Consider the following 14,125-nt stretch of genomic DNA (forward strand, 5'->3'; position numbering starts at 1 on the left):
AAGTGGAGATTTAAAAAACTTTGTCAAAAAATTTTTTAGCTTTTGAGTTATAATAAGCTTACGAAAGACAGTGCTTTTTAAAAAGGTGGTTGGTTTTTCCTATGAAGATTAGTGTTGGAAATCTTCTTTCAGCTATTTCACATCTTATCGATATAGCTCAAGGAAGAAGAGAACATGCGCCAAAAGTTACATATATCTCTTTGCAGCTTTCAAACCTTTTAGGACTTAAACCTGTTGAAAAAAAGAAGATATACTATGCAGCTTTTTTTCACGACATAGGAATAACAGTTGCGGATAAAAAATTCATTACATCCCATATTGACCCAAATCTTGCCAAAAACCACTGTCTACTTGGCTATGAATTATTGCAAAAACTTCCTTTAGATAAAGATATTGCAGAGTTTGTAAAATATCATCATGAGTTTTATAACGGCTCTGGTGCATTTGGATATGACCACTTGGTCACACCATTTGCTTCTCAGATTATAAATCTTGCTGACCAGATTGATATCACCTTAGATTTTTCAAAACCATATTATCAACAGATTGAGGAGATAACAAATTGGGTGTTGAAAAAGAAAGGTGTGCTTTTTAATCCTATTATTGCTGAAGTTTTTTTGGAACTTGCTCAAACAGATAAATTCTGGTTGGACCTTTATAACCCTCACTTGAGGCACATTGTCATGGCTTTATCACCTGAAGACGAGGTTTATTTTGATATAGAGCAGATGCTAAAGTTCTCTGAAGCAATATCTTTGCTTATTGACAACAAAAGTCCTTTTACTCATATTCACTCCCAAGGAGTTTCACAAACGGTTTATACAATTGCTAAAACAATGGAACTGGATAGCGAGATGTCAAATAAACTTAAAATCGCAGGTTACCTTCATGATATTGGCAAAATGGTTGTTCCAAATGAAATTCTCAACAAAGAAGGAAAGCTTACGAAAGAGGAGTTTTATATTATAAAATCCCATCCTTATTATACAAAATTGATTCTTTCTCAAATTACTGCCTTCAAAGATGACATAGCTAACTGGGCAGGAAATCACCACGAGAGAGCAGACTCAAGTGGATATCCAGAAAGACTTGGAAAAGATGATCTCTCACTTTTAGACAGAATAGTAGGCATTTGTGATGTCTATCAGGCTTTAATAGAGGATAGACCTTACCGCAGAGGACTGCCCCAATCTACAGCACTGAGCATTATTTCTGACATGGTTAAAAATGGTTTATTTTTAGAAGAAGAATTTTTGCTATTAAAAAGAGCAGTAAGCTAAAAAACTTACTGCTCTTTGTAGATTTTTCCTTTTATCTTAAAGCGGGCGCCTTTGGTTATTTTGTTTTCAGCTTCTATAATAAACCCATGTTTCTCGAATATAGCTTTTGCAATTGAAAGACCAAGTCCACTTTCGCCCCTTTTCCCTTTATAAAATCTTTCAAAGATTTTATCAATTTCTCCTTGCCCAAAACCCTCTCCGTCATCCTCAATTGTTACCTCAAATTTATCTTTTTCAGATTTTATTTCAATTGTAACCTTATTGTTCGCATATTTTATGCAGTTTGAGATAATATTTGAAAAAGCTTCTTTTAGTCTGTGTTTGTCGCATTGGACATACGTCCTTGTCTGCGGAGCAAATTCAATATCTACTGTCTTTGAAAGCAAATAACCTTCATTTTCTAAAATAGCTTCAAAAATGACCTCTTCAAGCATACTTTTTTCGAAATTAAAATAGTTTTCAATAGATTCAATCTTTGTGAGGTCAATAATCTGGTTTATTAAACTTTTCAATCTGTCAACATGCCAAATTATTTTATCTGCAGCTGATTCCATCTTGCTTTTATCTAAAATTCCCTCTTTTAGCATCTCTGCGTATCCACGCACTGAAGTAAGAGGAGTTTTGAGTTCATGAGAAATATTTTGTAAAAATCTTATCTGTGCTTGATTGTATTCATCAATCTTTTCGATAAGTCTGTTAAATTCGGTAGCAATTAAGCCAATTTCGTCTTTTGAAATTACTTCAACCTTTTTGTTAAACCTCATCTGAGAAGCCTGTTCTATTGCTTCTTTAAGGCGCAAAAGTCCTCCAATCATTCTACGAGATATAAAAATGGCCACAGTTGCAGCAAATAAACAGCTGAGTCCTGCTGTTTGCAAAATGAGAAGGAAAAATCTTCTTTCAAAGTTCAAAATCCTTGCAAGATCAGTAATAATAATTACAAAAACACTTTTTGATTTTCCACTGTATATGGTGAACAGACAGGGCTTTTCCCTAATGCTTCCTATCTCAAATCCATATTGAGCATCCTTGTTCTCATCAAAAAGCTTCATTATCTTTACCCTTGACTCAACATCCAGTTCTTTATTTGAGTATTCTATCGCACCATCACTGCTTACAATCACAATATAGTCCTGTAAAATTTTTGACTCTAAACTTTCAAAATACGACTCAAATGGTTTCAAATTAACCGTGTTCTTGTTCTGGCTTGTAACAACAAATTCTATAAGTCTTGCAAAGCGAAGGTTATCCTCTTTCATCTGGTCAATCAAGTTTTTTTCAAACCAAGCATAAAAAAGGATAACAAAAACTATAAACATGAATAAAATTATACCCACGTACGACAAATAAATCTTAACCTTTATACTCATCTTTTTTCTCCTCAAGCTTGTATCCTAAACCCCACATTGTCTTTATCTCAACAGGCAGATTATATTGCAAAATCTTTTTTCTTAGCCTTTTGACAACATCGTCAACCATCCTCTCATCATAAAGAGCTGGGTCTCCCCATATTCTTTCTAATATATAACTTCTCTTTAAAACCTTGGTCGACTCTTTTAAAAGAAGTGCAAATGTTTCAAATTCCTTTGGCGAAAGTTCTATATGTGTGCCATTATAAAAAACATTTCGCTGATTAAAATCAACCTTTATACCAAATGTTTCTATGACATTATCCTGTTTTATTGGACTTTTGTTTATTCGTCGTAAAATCTTTTTTATTCTCGCTTCAAGTTCTGAAAGAGAAAACGGCTTTGGTATGTAATCGTCACTTCCAAGTTCAAGCCCCAAAACTTTGTCAAGCTCTTCTCCCTTTGCAGACAGCATTATAATCGGCACTTCGCTATTTTTTCTTATTCTTTTACAAATCTCATAACCGTCAATGTCCGGAAGCATAATATCAAGTATAACTATATCAGGTTCACTTTTTTCAAATTCTTTTAAAAAACTTTCGCCATTCTCAAAGGTTTTAACTGAATAGCCTTTTTGAGTCAAATATTCAGATACAAGCTCTAATATATCCTTTTCGTCGTCAACTATATACACAGTGTACGCAGACATCTTGAAATTCCCTTTCTTTATAAAAGTTTAGACAATTCCTTTCAAATATTTGAAAAAATTCTGAAACTCTTGTATACTATATAGTGGTTTCAAGATTTATTATAGCACAATCATTATTTCTTTGCAGGAGGTGAAGGATAATGATAAAATTTGGCACAGATGGCTGGAGAGCTGTGATTAGCAAAGATTACACCTTTGACAATGTAAAGATTGTTGCTCAGGCAATTGCTGATTATATCAAAGAAATTGATGACAAAAGACCTGTTTTGGTAGGGTATGACACAAGGTTTATGTCAGAAGAGTATGCTCGTCTTTGCGCAGGGGTTCTTGTTGCAAACGGGATAAAGACATATCTTACAAAAAAGCCAACACCAACACCTGTTGTATCATTTACTGTCAAGAACATGAATTTAGCAGGAGCTATAATGATTACAGCAAGCCACAACCCACCACAGTGGAATGGTATAAAATTTAAAGGTGATTATGGTGGATCTGCTCTTCCTTCTATAATTGCCGAAATAGAAAAACATTTATATAAAAATGAAGCAAAATTTGCTGAGCCTGAAAGTAGTAATTTCTTTTCTTATATAGACCCTGACAAAGAGTATTTTGAGCATATTGAAAAGCTTGTAGATTTAAATCTCATTGCAAAATCCAAGCCTTTTGCAATAATCGACCCAATGCACGGTGCAGGAGTTGGATATGTAAAAACCTTGTTAGATAAATATGGAATCAAACACATCCAGATAAGAGATGAGCGGAACCCGTACTTTGGAGGAGTCAATCCCGAACCTATTTATAAAAATCTTGGAAAATTAATTGATACTGTTGTCCAAAACAAAGCAGACATCGGTCTTGCAACAGATGGAGATGCAGATAGAGTTGGCGCTGTTGATGAAAAAGGAGAGTTTATTGATTCACACAGAATATATGCACTTCTTCTGAGACATTTAGTTGAAGTAAAAGGTTTAAAGGGTGGTGTTGTAAAAACATTTTCAACAACCAATATGGTTCCTATTTTAGCGAACAAGTACGGGCTCAAAATCTACGAAACACCGATTGGTTTTAAATATATCTGCGAACTTTTCTTAAAAGAAGACATTCTCATTGGTGGCGAGGAAAGCGGAGGTATTGGAATTAAAAATCACATACCTGAAAGAGATGGAATTTTATGTAGCTTGCTACTCCTTGAAATTATGGCATACCATCAAAAACCAATTGGGCAAATACTTGATGAGCTTTTTAAAGAAATAGGTTATCACTACTATGACAGAGTTGACCTGCATTTGCCAAACGAAATCAAAGAAAAGACGTTGAAGATGATTTCCCAAAACACAGAGTTTGCAGGCAGAAAGATTAAAGAGATTCAAACATTAGACGGCTATAAATATATCTTTGAAGATAACTCATGGATACTTTTTAGAGCATCTGGCACAGAACCAGTTTTGAGGGTCTATACAGAACAGTTTACCAAAGATGAGGTAAAAAGACTTTTAGATGAGGCTGTGAAGATGATAGAGGAAATGAAATAAAAAGATTTAATAATTGGTCAATTATGTACTTTGTATTCTGTTTTTTACTTTTTTATTTTTAATCTGTGATGTTAAAATATAGTTTTATTAGATATTAATGTTTAATCCTTGCAGCAAAAGGAATAAGGGAAATTTGATAAATAAATAACCAAATAGTAAAACAGCTGATGTTGGCATAATAAATATTCATAATCGATATTTAGTGATAAATAAGTTTAATTGTATTAGATATACAATTTTATAGCTTGTGGGCCAAATCTGAAAGAATACATTTATTTAATATATAAATAGATAACTTTGTAATATTTTATTGGAGAAAAACATTCTAATTCAGGGAGATACTACAGAATGAAAAATAATAGAAAGGCTATTAACTTGTTATGCTCTCAATTTATATCAGAGATTGGAAATTGGATTGATAGGGTTGCTTTACTTACATTAGTGTATAGTGTTAGTAAGTCAAATTTACAAATGTCCATTCTTTCTATTTTAATATTATTACCTGCTGTTATATTTGGTATTCCATTTGGAAAAATAATTGATTTATCAAACAAAAAAACAATTTTGGTATTTGGAGATATTTCGAGAGCTTTATTAGTAATATTAGTGCCATATTTCACCAATTATGTGTTTTTGATTGTGTTTATTATATCTTCTATCACCGCTATTTATGAAAATACAAGAAATAGTATAATTCCAGAACTAATCACCAAAGAAGAAATACGTAAAATTAACAGTCTTAGTAGCTCATTAAATTCTGTTATGATGGTTGTTGGTCCCTTAATAGGTGGGTTATTAACTTCTTATCTTAACTTGAAATATTGTTTTTTTATTGATTCATTTACTTTTCTTGTTTCTGCTATTTTTATTTGTCAAATTTCATCCCATAAACACAAAAGTACGGAGAACCAAAATGAAAATATAAGATATTTGGAATTCTTAGAATATTTGAAATCTAACTTTATCATAAAAAGTTTAATAATTCTCAATGGTTTAATTGGTTTATTTGCAGGAATTCTGAACGGACTGTTAATTGTTTATATGATTAACTATTTACATACTGATTCTAAAGGATATGGTTTTATTCTGACATCAAAAGGAATTGCAATGGTTATTACCTCGCTTTTTGTTTATAAATATATAAAAACAATAAAAAACGAAACTCTTCTTTTAACAGGAGTAATAGGTCTCGGAATTTCTATCGCTTTGTTTTCATTAAATAAGATTTTTGTATTTGCTCTTATCATCTATTTTGTAAATGGAATATGTAATTCATTTTATGCTATTGCTCGAACTACTATAATCCAAGAAAACTGTAACAAGAAACTATTAGGAAGAGTTTTTAGCTTTAATTCAATAGTGGGAAATATCTCCTCAATTATTTCATTATTAATTGGAGGAATTATATCTAATACTATATCTGTTAAGACAATCTTTTTAACCAGCGGAGTTAGCATTACACTAATAGGAATGGTTTATTTTATCAATTTATCAAAAAACTATCATGAAATACTTCAGCACAGTAGATAAAATAATATAAATCTTTTTAAACAGGGGCTGTCCAAAAAGATAATTGGATAGCCCCTTTCTTAAAATATATAGTTTTTGATTTATTTAGTTTTACCTATATATTGCGAAATAAGAATTTTAAAATTTTGTTTTTAGACAGCCTCAAAATTTTCATTCAAACTTTCTCAAAAATTCACTATAAAACTTATATGTCATATACACATCGACCTTGCTTGTTATTTCAAATGTTGAGTGCATAGACAGAGCTGGAACGCCTGAGTCAATCACATTTATCATCTTTCTTGCGATAAACAGAGCAATTGTACCTCCACCGCCTTGGTCAACTTTACCTAAAAGACCTGTCTGCCAGCAGATGTTATTTGAATTCAAAAAGTTTCTGATTTTGCCTACATACTCTGCTGTTGCTTCAGAACCACTGTATTTGCCTCTAACTCCTGTATACTTTTCAATGGTAACACCATGTCCAATTAACGTAGAATTGAGCTTATCATAAGCACCTTCATATGTTGGGTCCAGTGCTGCTGCAACATCACCCGAAATTGCTGCTGAGTTTTCAAAGCAAAGAGCCAAATCAAGGCTACTTTCATACTCACCCAAAGCTTTCATTAGCTTTGCAACTGATACATCAAAAAAGCTTGCCTCAGCACTTGATATTCCTACACTTCCTATCTCCTCTTTGTCAACCAAATAGACCAGCGCAGTTTTTTCCGGAGTTTCATCTATTGAAAAGATGCTTTCTGCTGCTAAAAAACTGCACGCTCTGTCATCCTGACCATATGCACCAATTAAGCTTCTGTCAAGTCCTACATCACGCGCTTTTGCAGCCGGCACAACCTCAATGTCAGCTGAAATAAGGTCCTCTTCTGTAATACCATATTTATCATTTAGAATTTTCAAGACATTAAGTTTTACTTTTTCTTTCACCTTCTCATCATTAAACGGCATACTTCCTATAAGCACATTCAAGTTTTCAGCGGGAATTGCCTCGCTTGCCTTTTTCTGAAGCTGATCAGAAGACAAGTGAACAAGAAGGTCTGTTATATAAAAAACAGGGTCATTTTCGTCTTCACCAATTGTAATCTTTACTTTTGAACCATCACTTTTCACAACAACTCCGTGGATGCTAAGTGGTACATTTACCCAGTGATATTTTTTAATGCCACCATAGTAGTGTGTCTTCAAAAGAGCAAGCTCACTTGACTCATATAGTGGCTTTGGTTTTAAGTCAAGTCGTGGAGAATCTATATGGCTACCTATCAGATTAAATCCTTCCTTTAAAGGCTTTTTGCCTATATGAGCAAACAAGATGCTTTTGTTATTGTTGACAAAATATACTTTATCACCTGGCTTTAATTCTTGGATATTATTGTTAAATTCTTTATATCCTTTTTCTTTAGCTCTTTCTATGAAATATTCAACAACTTCTCTTTCTGTCTTTGCACAGTTCAAAAAGTGCTTATACTTTTCTGCCAAATCAAAAACAAAAGGCTTTTCTTCTTCTTTTAAAACTTCCCATGCATTTTTTGAAGTGTAGGATAATTTTTCATAAAGCTCCTGTCCATAAGACTTTTCGTTCATTTTAATACCCTCCAATGTCTTAATGTCGAAAATTCAAAGTTTTATATAATAAATATTTCTCTGCTTCACACAAACTATGATATCACAATCCTCTTTTTTTGGGTATTAATTTTAATATAAGAGTTTAAGAATAAGATTTACTATTTATCTATTCACCACTTTAGAAGATATTTCATAAAATTACTTTAAGAAGAAAGGTGTGAAAGGCAGCACAAAATGAAAAACGCAAGAGAAATACTCAAATACATAGGGCCAGGACTTCTTGTCACAGTGGGATTTATCGACCCTGGAAACTGGGCATCAAACGTGGCTGCTGGTAGTAGCTTTGGTTTAAAGCTTTTGTGGGTAGTTTTACTATCCACCATAATTTTAATAGTGCTTCAGCACAACGCAGCTCATCTTGGCATTGCAACAGGTCTTTGCTTGGCTGAAGCAACTTCAATCTATCTTAATAAATCTCTTGCCACAGTAATGCTTTCATCTGCCATGCTGGCAACAGTTTCAACTGCTATGGCAGAAATCTTAGGCGCAGCAATTGCCCTTGAGATGCTTTTTAAAATTCCTATTAAGTTTGGGTGTTTAATCATCCTGCCTTTTACTATATTTTTCTTATTTTCTAACTCATATAAAAAGGTTGAAAGGTGGATAATTGCGTTTGTGTCGCTGATAGGTCTTTCCTTTTTGATAGAGCTTTTTCTTGTGAAGGTCCCTGTAAAAGATGTTGTCTTTGGCTGGATAACTCCAAGCATACCTTCTGGTTCACTGGTTGTGGTTCTTTCAATCCTTGGTGCAGTTGTCATGCCACACAATTTGTTTTTGCACTCTGAAATAATTCAGAGCAGGCAATGGAACACTCAAGACGAAAAGGTAATAAAACATCAGCTCAAATTTGAGTTTGTTGATACACTTTTTTCAATGTTTATAGGATTTTTAATTAACAGCAGTATGATTATAATAGCTCATGCAACCTTTTACACAAAAGGTATTGCTGTTGAATCGCTGCCACAGGCTCAGCAGATGTTAAAACCCATTTTGGGAAGTTTCTCTGCAACAATTTTTGCATTCGCTTTATTGCTTTCTGGCATCTCCTCAAGCATCACAGCTGCATATACAGGTGGAACTATCATGGCAGGACTTTATAAAAGGCCTTATAATATTGAAGAGCTGCCAACTAAAGTTGGAATTATCATTCCATTGGTGTTAGCATCTATCATAATACTTTTTATCTCAAACCCTTTCAAAGCTCTGATAATCTCACAGATGCTCTTGAGCTTGCAGCTGCCAATTACAATCATTCTTCAAATATACCTGACGTCATCCAAAAAAGTTATGGGTAAATTCGCAAACTCTTTAGCAGATAAAATAATTCTTTTGATTGTTGCAGCTTTAGTAATAGGACTTGATGTTTTTCTGCTCATCACATCTTTATAAAAAATAAAAGCGGGCAGATGAAAGTAAAAATCTGTTGTCTGCCCACTTTTACTTCACTTTTTATTTCCTTGAAGAATAGTCACGAATAAAGTTTTCTATTGAACGGTCATATGTTCTTTCTGCTTCTTTTGAAAAATAGCAGGCAGGGAGCTGTCCATTTTTCCTGTGATAGTGCAAACACTCGCAGCATCTTCCCTTTCTTGAACACGGTTCATAAGTACATGTGCAGATTGAAAGGTTTTTTGAAAGTGTACACTCCATATTACCCTTTCCTCCTTTTCACTGAAGTTTTATCTTCTTTATTTTTTCTCCAAAAAAGATATATAAAAAATTCCCTTTTTCAATACTATTATCTTCTACAAACCTTTCGATGTCAAATTCAAATATGCAAGCTCTTGAGCTTCTTATAATCTCTTTTGGTTCTCCGATATCTTGGTATTCTTTAGCTTGATATATTGCTTGTTTAATTCTTTCTTTTTCCTCTTTTGTCATTGCCAATTCCTCAGGCAAAAATTCTTCCGGAAACCTTCTTAGAATGTCAAATCTGAACAAACTGTTCAATATACTTGTGTCTAAAACAAAATTATCTTTAATGATTCTGTAAAGCTCTTTTATAAACTCCCTTGTGTTTAAATTGCTATTCACTTTGCTTGAAAGCTTTTCAAAAAATTCTGATGGAGAGACTATTTGAAAGATGTATCTTAAAGTAAAATAGAGGTACTGCCTATTGTAAACTTTGTCTATTAAATCTTCTACCTTTTTAAGCTTATAAATCTCTTCAAAGCTAATAAAGCTATTTGAAATAACCTCATACGGCGGGTCTTTAAAAAATTCATAATTGTATTTAGTTGCTTCATTTCTTATCTTTGTTCCTTTTAACATTTTTAAAAACCCAAGCTGAACTTCATCGGCAAAATACAATATAGTCTTGTCAAGACTTCTTTTAAAACTCAAAAAATCTTCATATGGCAGGCCCGCTATTAAGTCAAGATGAACAATGGCTTTTTTGTTCTCCATAAGTTTTTTCAAGTTTTTATCAATTTTATCTATGTCATAAAATCTATCTATTGCATCAAGAGTTTGTGGATTGAAACTCTGAATACCTATTTCAAGTCTGAAAAGATCATCTTTAGAATTATTTATTGCACTGATAATGTCATTGTCTAAAAGTGTTGGGTCTATTTCAAAGTGAATTTGGGTAGTTTGCGACTTTTGTTTGCAAAATTCTATTATTTTTATTGCTCTTTCTTTGTTTGCATTAAATGTCCTGTCAACAAACTTTATAAGTCTTACTTGTTTTTTAAAAAGATAGTCAAGCTCTTCAAACACCTTTTCAAGAGGCATAAATCGAACACCTTTTTCAATGGAAGAAAGACAATATGAACATCTAAAAGGGCAGCCTCTGCTGCTTTCATAATAATAGATTCTGCTGGTGTCTAATTTTTCATCTTTGTATGCAAAAGGAAGTTTACTCAAATCAAATGGAGGATATTCTTTTTGGGTATATTGCCTGCCAACTGCAATATGCTCACACAAATCTAAAAAAGGATACTCTCCTTCTCCTCTGATTATTGAGTCTACAAATTTCCACTCTTCAAGACTGTCAAAATACACCTCTGGCCCGCCAAGAATTATTTTTATGCTTTTTTGCGCCTTTTTTAATCCTTCAACAAGCTTTTCAACATAGCTCCTGTTCCAGATATATGTTGAAATTGCAACATATTCAGGTTTTTTACTCAAAATTTCATAAAGTACATCCTGCAAAGGCTGATTAATATTAAACTCAATATACTCACATGGATAGTTTTCTTTGCAGAGCTGATAAAGGTATCTTACCGCTAAATTTGTATGAACATACTTTGAGTTTATTGCAACAAGCAGTATCATAGCGATTTTCCTTTCTAATACTGAAAAACTTTTTATTGCTCCATTATTATATCACAGTTTTGATTTCAAAAGAGCAAAAAAACAAAAAGGCAGGGTTTTTCCTGCCTCTATTAGTTAAGATTCCTCTAACTTAGATAAACAGATTCACACCTGCTTCGCTCGCCTCACCAAGGTATGTGGCAACACCGCCAATCTCAACACCATCAATTAATTCTTCTTTTTTTATTCCCATAACATCCATAGACATTGAACATGCAACCATCTTTATACCAAGCTCTTGCGCCTGTTTTATCATCTCAGGTAACATCATCACATTTTTCTTTTTCATCATATATTTCATAAGCTTTGGACCAATCCCTAAAAAGTTCATCTTGGAAAGCGGGAGTTTTTCAACCCCTTTTGGCATCATAGCACCAAACATTTTTTCCAAGAAAGATTTTCCCTGTACCTTTTTCTTAGCATCTCTTAGAACATTCAAACCCCAGAATGTAAAAAACATTGTGACCTCATCACCCATTGCAGCAGCACCAGTTGCAATTACAAATGCTGCCATAACCTTATCCATATCGTTTGAAAACACAATGATTGTCTTTTTGTCTTCTCTCATAATCTTCTCACCCACCTTTAAGCCTTTTTAATCTTTGCTTGAATTACACCATTTTCTTCTTTGAGCTCCAAAAGCTCATTCTTGGTCTTTTTACACCAGCTCTCAACATCACGTTTGAACGCTGGGTCTGTCACTTCAATTGTTACAACATCTCCACTTTGTGCTTCCTTCATTTGTTTAAAAAGCTGGGTAATAGGTCCTGGACACTGAAGCCCTTTTGCATCAATAAAATATTCTGCCATTTTAAACACACCTCCATAAATTTTTATTTTTACCTTTTATATTGTTACCCCATTTGCATGAGATTTATTTAACAAACTTCTGCAAAAAAATTTTTTTAAAATTAGATTGTTAAAATAATAACATTCTTAAACACAAAAACTTTTAAGGATTCAAAAGGAGAAAAATAGATATCAACTTTACCTTTCAACTTAAAAATTTCATCATGATATTCAATATTTTTTGGACCTGAGCCTTGTTCTTATCATCTGACAAGCACTTTTCAGCATGACTTTCTATTATATAATATCCCACTTTTTCCAAAGCTTTCTTGACAGCAATTATCTGGAGCATAATCTCTTCACATTCTTTTTCTTCTTCTACCATTTTAATAATTCCTTCTATGTGACCTTTGATATTTTTAAGTCTTGAAAGAACCTCTTCTTTCCTTTCATTCTCAGACACCTCAGAGTCACCTACTCTTCAACCATCTTTATAGCTCCCTGCGGACAAAACCTTACACATACACTGCATCCAGTACACTTTTCCTTGTCAATTTCAATCTCTACATCAAAAAATCCTCTTACATTTCTTTTTATTGCACCAAACTTGCACGAACGCAAAGCAGGACAAAAAGGAGACCTATCACACATGCTTTTGTTCAATACTGCTTTTCTCATTATTCTGTATATTCTCCTTCCCCAACAAATTTATCCCCTATACCATGGGGGTGTATTGCATTCACAAGTTATATTATAAAGCAAAAGATAAAAATAATCAAGTATAAAAATTGCAACTAAAATTTTTTATTTTAATAGATAACATTTTTGGCTAAAATACGTTATAATTATATGGTGACAAATTCTTTTGATGGGAGGTTCTGCAATGAGAAAAAGTATAAAGATATGGCTGGCTGGATTTATTGTAATATTTATTCTTTCAAACATTGTATTTGCCCAGACTATTGCCGTGACTCCAAAAGAGATTGACGGAAAAACCTATGTTGATATTGACTCTTTGAAAGACTTTTTAAACTTTGATTACACCAAAACGCAAAATAGCCTGATAATTCAGAAAAAAGACCTGTCCATAAGTGAGGTCATTGACAAGGTAAACAAGTCTGTTGTAGCAATCATCGGTGACAGCAAAAAGATTAAAGCAGACGACTTTTACTACAGCAAAATCCCAGCTGGACTTTCTCACGGATCTGGTGTTGTAATTGATAAAAATGGACTGATTTTGACAAACAACCATGTTGTTGAAGATTTAAAACAGCCTTATGTTATCTTCTACGATGCCAAGGCTTACAAGGCAACTGTACTTTACAGTGACAAAGAAATTGACCTTGCAATTTTGAGAGTTAACCGAACCAATCTTACCCCAATTGAAATTGAAAATCCGAAAAATATTTATGTGGGTCAGGAAGTTTTGGCAATAGGCACACCGCTTTTTTTAGGATGGCGAAATAGTGTCACAAAGGGAATAATAAGCGGACTTAATAGACCTGTAGATGAAGTCTATACATTTTTGCAAACAGATGCAAGCATCAATCCAGGTAACAGCGGTGGCCCACTTGTTAATATGCAGGGAAAACTTGTAGGGATAAATACTCTCGGTATTGATTACTGGCAGGGAATTAACTTTGCAATTCCTGCAGAGAATATACTTTATTTCCTTGACCACTACAAAAAGTTTGGTAGAATCAAAAGATGTTACTTAGGTCTTGAGTTTGAAGACAGTTGGCTCTCGTATGTTGGGCTTCCGTCTAACCTCGGTCTTAAAATTATTGATGTAAAAGCTGATAGTCCTTTAAAAGGATTTGCTCAAGAAAATGATATACTTGTTACAATTGACAGCTACCATATCAATTCTATTGCAGAATACAATCAAACTCTTATGAAATATCTTCCTGGTAATAAGGTAAAGATAAAAATCAAAAGAAACGGCAAAATTCTTGAAAAAGAAGTCATTTTGAAAGAGTGGCCAACAAACAAATAGTTAAA

General features: G+C 33.2%; 14 protein-coding genes. 5 read left to right on the top strand and 9 right to left on the bottom strand.

The features are described 5' to 3' along the window. Positions 1-101: 101 nt before the first annotated feature. On the top strand, positions 102-1,280 hold the full coding sequence (locus tag ATHE_RS08790) for an HD-GYP domain-containing protein (protein ID WP_015908147.1): 1,179 nt from the start codon (positions 102-104) through the stop codon (positions 1,278-1,280). Positions 1,281-1,285: 5 nt separating this feature from the next. Here the strand turns inward: ATHE_RS08790 and ATHE_RS08795 are convergent, their stop codons facing one another. Then, entirely contained in the window at positions 1,286-2,650 is a 1,365-nt protein-coding gene (locus ATHE_RS08795; RefSeq protein WP_015908148.1) for a sensor histidine kinase, read from the bottom strand. Further along, complete coding sequence (locus ATHE_RS08800) at positions 2,634-3,338, bottom strand: response regulator transcription factor (RefSeq protein WP_015908149.1); 705 nt, start codon at positions 3,336-3,338, stop codon at positions 2,634-2,636. Before ATHE_RS08800 ends, ATHE_RS08795 begins: the two co-directional genes overlap by 17 nt. 140 nt (positions 3,339-3,478) lie before the next feature. Here ATHE_RS08800 and ATHE_RS08805 point away from each other — a divergent pair, with 140 nt between their 5' ends. Next, the gene (locus ATHE_RS08805; RefSeq protein ID WP_015908150.1) at positions 3,479-4,870 is read left to right on the top strand and encodes a phosphoglucomutase/phosphomannomutase family protein; all 1,392 of its coding nucleotides are present in this window, start codon (positions 3,479-3,481) and stop codon (positions 4,868-4,870) included. A gap of 348 nt (positions 4,871-5,218) precedes the next feature. Then, a complete protein-coding gene (locus tag ATHE_RS08810; protein WP_015908151.1) occupies positions 5,219-6,400 on the top strand; it encodes an MFS transporter in 1,182 nt (393 codons plus the stop codon). 150 nt (positions 6,401-6,550) lie between these two features. Here ATHE_RS08810 and ATHE_RS08815 read toward each other — a convergent pair whose 3' ends face one another. Continuing rightward, entirely contained in the window at positions 6,551-7,978 is a 1,428-nt protein-coding gene (locus ATHE_RS08815; protein ID WP_015908152.1) for an aminopeptidase, read from the bottom strand. Positions 7,979-8,194: 216 nt separating this feature from the next. Here ATHE_RS08815 and ATHE_RS08820 point away from each other — a divergent pair, with 216 nt between their 5' ends. Continuing rightward, positions 8,195-9,409, top strand: coding sequence for an Nramp family divalent metal transporter (locus ATHE_RS08820; RefSeq protein ID WP_015908153.1), 1,215 nt, complete (start codon positions 8,195-8,197; stop codon positions 9,407-9,409). 60 nt (positions 9,410-9,469) lie between these two features. On the opposite strand, the gene ATHE_RS08825 is transcribed toward ATHE_RS08820, so the two are convergent. The 6 genes from ATHE_RS08825 to ATHE_RS08850 form a co-directional block, all read right to left on the bottom strand. Continuing rightward, entirely contained in the window at positions 9,470-9,670 is a 201-nt protein-coding gene (locus ATHE_RS08825) for a DUF6485 family protein (protein WP_013290141.1), read from the bottom strand. 18 nt (positions 9,671-9,688) lie between these two features. Beyond that, positions 9,689-11,296, bottom strand: a complete 1,608-nt coding sequence (locus ATHE_RS08830; protein WP_015908154.1) for a B12-binding domain-containing radical SAM protein — start codon at positions 11,294-11,296, stop codon at positions 9,689-9,691. A 130-nt stretch (positions 11,297-11,426) separates the two neighbouring features. Continuing rightward, on the bottom strand, positions 11,427-11,903 hold the full coding sequence (locus tag ATHE_RS08835) for a DsrE/DsrF/DrsH-like family protein (protein WP_041727164.1): 477 nt from the start codon (positions 11,901-11,903) through the stop codon (positions 11,427-11,429). Between the two features lie 17 nt (positions 11,904-11,920). After that, complete coding sequence (locus ATHE_RS08840; protein WP_013432999.1) at positions 11,921-12,145, bottom strand: sulfurtransferase TusA family protein; 225 nt, start codon at positions 12,143-12,145, stop codon at positions 11,921-11,923. 184 nt (positions 12,146-12,329) lie between these two features. Further along, positions 12,330-12,587 carry a metal-sensitive transcriptional regulator gene (locus ATHE_RS08845; protein ID WP_013429960.1) on the bottom strand — a complete coding sequence of 86 codons (258 nt, stop codon included), beginning with the start codon at positions 12,585-12,587 and terminating at the stop codon, positions 12,330-12,332. A gap of 11 nt (positions 12,588-12,598) precedes the next feature. Next, positions 12,599-12,802, bottom strand: coding sequence for a 4Fe-4S binding protein (locus ATHE_RS08850; RefSeq protein WP_015908155.1), 204 nt, complete (start codon positions 12,800-12,802; stop codon positions 12,599-12,601). Between the two features lie 205 nt (positions 12,803-13,007). Between ATHE_RS08850 and ATHE_RS08855 the strand changes: the two genes are divergently transcribed. Further along, entirely contained in the window at positions 13,008-14,120 is a 1,113-nt protein-coding gene (locus ATHE_RS08855; RefSeq protein WP_015908156.1) for a S1C family serine protease, read from the top strand. Positions 14,121-14,125: the final 5 nt, after the last annotated feature.

Origin of the sequence: Caldicellulosiruptor bescii DSM 6725, from assembly GCF_000022325.1 — a bacterium.
Taxonomy (GTDB): Bacteria; Bacillota; Thermoanaerobacteria; order Caldicellulosiruptorales; family Caldicellulosiruptoraceae; genus Caldicellulosiruptor; species Caldicellulosiruptor bescii.

Excerpts from the sequence above, each read along its gene's own strand:
- ATHE_RS08790 (WP_015908147.1), top strand. The coding sequence starts at position 102 with ATGAAGATTAGTGTTGGAAATCTTCTTTCAGCTATTTCACATCTTATC.
- ATHE_RS08795 (WP_015908148.1), bottom strand. The coding sequence starts at position 2,650 with ATGAGTATAAAGGTTAAGATTTATTTGTCGTACGTGGGTATAATTTTA.
- ATHE_RS08800 (WP_015908149.1), bottom strand. The coding sequence starts at position 3,338 with ATGTCTGCGTACACTGTGTATATAGTTGACGACGAAAAGGATATATTA.
- ATHE_RS08805 (WP_015908150.1), top strand. The coding sequence starts at position 3,479 with ATGATAAAATTTGGCACAGATGGCTGGAGAGCTGTGATTAGCAAAGAT.
- ATHE_RS08810 (WP_015908151.1), top strand. The coding sequence starts at position 5,219 with ATGAAAAATAATAGAAAGGCTATTAACTTGTTATGCTCTCAATTTATA.
- ATHE_RS08815 (WP_015908152.1), bottom strand. The coding sequence starts at position 7,978 with ATGAACGAAAAGTCTTATGGACAGGAGCTTTATGAAAAATTATCCTAC.
- ATHE_RS08820 (WP_015908153.1), top strand. The coding sequence starts at position 8,195 with ATGAAAAACGCAAGAGAAATACTCAAATACATAGGGCCAGGACTTCTT.
- ATHE_RS08825 (WP_013290141.1), bottom strand. The coding sequence starts at position 9,670 with ATGGAGTGTACACTTTCAAAAAACCTTTCAATCTGCACATGTACTTAT.
- ATHE_RS08830 (WP_015908154.1), bottom strand. The coding sequence starts at position 11,296 with ATGATACTGCTTGTTGCAATAAACTCAAAGTATGTTCATACAAATTTA.
- ATHE_RS08835 (WP_041727164.1), bottom strand. The coding sequence starts at position 11,903 with ATGAGAGAAGACAAAAAGACAATCATTGTGTTTTCAAACGATATGGAT.
- ATHE_RS08840 (WP_013432999.1), bottom strand. The coding sequence starts at position 12,145 with ATGGCAGAATATTTTATTGATGCAAAAGGGCTTCAGTGTCCAGGACCT.
- ATHE_RS08850 (WP_015908155.1), bottom strand. The coding sequence starts at position 12,802 with ATGAGAAAAGCAGTATTGAACAAAAGCATGTGTGATAGGTCTCCTTTT.
- ATHE_RS08855 (WP_015908156.1), top strand. The coding sequence starts at position 13,008 with ATGAGAAAAAGTATAAAGATATGGCTGGCTGGATTTATTGTAATATTT.